The 2,007-nt window shown below is 69.3% G+C and carries 2 protein-coding genes; both read left to right on the top strand.

Features of this window, described 5'->3' with window-relative positions; translation table 11 throughout:
* Nucleotides 1–136: 136 nt before the first annotated feature.
* Nucleotides 137–1,252, top strand: a complete 1,116-nt coding sequence (locus UK23_RS25000) for a glycosyltransferase family 4 protein (protein ID WP_045314063.1) — start codon at nucleotides 137–139, stop codon at nucleotides 1,250–1,252.
* 53 nt (nucleotides 1,253–1,305) lie between these two features.
* Nucleotides 1,306–1,980, top strand: a complete 675-nt coding sequence (locus UK23_RS24995) for a polysaccharide deacetylase family protein (RefSeq protein ID WP_052685011.1) — start codon at nucleotides 1,306–1,308, stop codon at nucleotides 1,978–1,980.
* Nucleotides 1,981–2,007: the final 27 nt, after the last annotated feature.

Raw genomic sequence — 2,007 nt, 5'->3', positions numbered from 1 at the left:
TGATCAGCGGGTTGTTGTTCCTGTTGCTCGGCATCACCGGCGCGCTGTGGCGGATCACGCGGCGTGCGCTGGACGAACCTCTCAAGCCCGTCCCTGCCGTGCGGCCGAAGGTCGCCTCCCAGATGAAGGGGGCACGGTGAAGCTGGGATTCGCTTGCAGCTGGGACCCGGTGCCGGAGCCCACGTGGTCCTACACGCCGTGGAACCTCCGCGAGGCGCTGCGGTCCCGTGCGGAGGTCGTCGACCTCGGGGTGACGCACTCGTCGTTGGTGCGGCTGGGGTTGAAGGCCGCGCACGCCCGGCGGGTGAACGGGCAGTGGGTGTCGATGTGGCGGCACTCGCGGGCGGCCCGGTTCTACGAGGAGTCGGTGCTGCGCAAGGCTTGTTCGTCTCTTGCTCCTGATGCCGTGCTGCAGATCCAGGACCTCGCGGTGCTCTCCCGGCCCTATTTCCTGGTGCAGGACCTGAGCTACGACGTGCTGCTGGAGTTGCTGGCACGTGAGGGTTCTCTGACGCACTTCCCGTCGCTCTCGGCTGATTCCGTGCAGTGGTCCGCTGATCGTCAGCGCCGGGTGTACGCGTCGGCGGCCGGGGTGTTCGCGATGTCGCGCTGGTTCGCCGACCACCTGGTGTCGGTGACGGGCTTGCCTGCTTCACGTGTGCACGTGGTGAACCCCGGGATTTCGGCTTTGTCCGGCGCGGTGTCCGACGACGTGTTCGCCCGGCGGGTCTCGTCGCGGCGCAAGTTGCTCATGGTGGGCAAGGACTTCCACACCAAGGGCGGCGACCAGGTCGTGAAGGCGTTGTCGGTGCTGCGGCGCGACGTCGACCCGGCGATCACGCTGACGGTCGTGGGGCCTTCGGCGTGGCCTCTTCCCGGTGAGGTGCCGGACGGGGTCTCGTTCCTCGGCCGGCTGCCGGTGTCCGAGCTGGCGGACCTGTACGACGCGCACGACCTGTTCGTGCTGCCGTCGCGGTTCGAGGGGTTCGGGATCGCGTTCGTCGAGGCGTTGTCGCGCGGTTTGCCTTGTGTGGGCCGGGACGCGTTCGCGATGCCGGAGATCATCTCGGCGGGCCGGACCGGCGAGCTCGTGCGGTCGGAGGAGCCGGAGGACCTGGCGAAGGTGATCGCCTCGGTGCTGGCGGACGACTCGATCTACCAGCACACCTGGGACGCGCGGGAAGAGACGGCTCGCCACTACTCGTGGGGACGCGCGGCTGACGATGTCGTGCGGATCGCCGGACAGGGGTAGCAGTGGCGCTTTCCGTTGCAACGCGACGTTTTCTCCGTCGGTCCGCCGACACCGTGCTGTCACCGGTCGGCTCGATCCGCGGCGGCAGGACCGATTCCCGGCTGGTCGCCCTGACCTACGACGACGGCCCCGACCCGGTCGGCACGCCCGCCGTCCTGGAAGCGCTGGCGTCACTGGGCCTCAAGGCCACCTTCTTCCAGCTGGCTTACCGTGCCGAGCGCTACCCGGAACTGGTTCGCGCGGTGCTCGACGAGGGCCACGAGATCGCCCTGCACGGCGTCGACCACACCCGTCTCACCACCTTGCCGCGCGGCCAGGTCCAGCCGTTGCTCGCGGACGGCAGGGAACGACTGTCCAAGGTGGCCGGCCGTGACGTCCGGATGTTCCGCCCGCCCTACGGCGCCCAGTCACCCGCCACCTACGCGGCCACCCGGCGCGCGGGCCTGATGCCCGTGGTGTGGGGACCGACCGTCCAGGACTGGGTCGACGGCGCTGCCGCCGACGTCGCCGCACGCGGCCTTGAGGGCCTGCACCCCGGCTCGATCATGCTGATGCACGACGGCTTCGAGGTGCCGCCAGGCGACACCACCCCGGAACCCACCTTCAACCGAGGCGACGTAACCCGCGAACTGGTGGCCGAACTGCGCTCCCGCGACTACACCCCGGTCTCCGTCAGCCACCTCATCACCACCGCCAAACCGTGGCGCTCCGCCTGGTTCCGCAACTAGCTCGATGAAGGGAACCTTCATCCACGT

Source organism: Lentzea aerocolonigenes (genome assembly GCF_000955955.1).
In the GTDB taxonomy this organism is placed as follows: domain Bacteria; phylum Actinomycetota; class Actinomycetes; order Mycobacteriales; family Pseudonocardiaceae; genus Lentzea; species Lentzea aerocolonigenes_A.
Note: the sequence above shows the minus strand (reverse complement) of the source record. Positions and strands in the feature narration are given on the sequence as shown.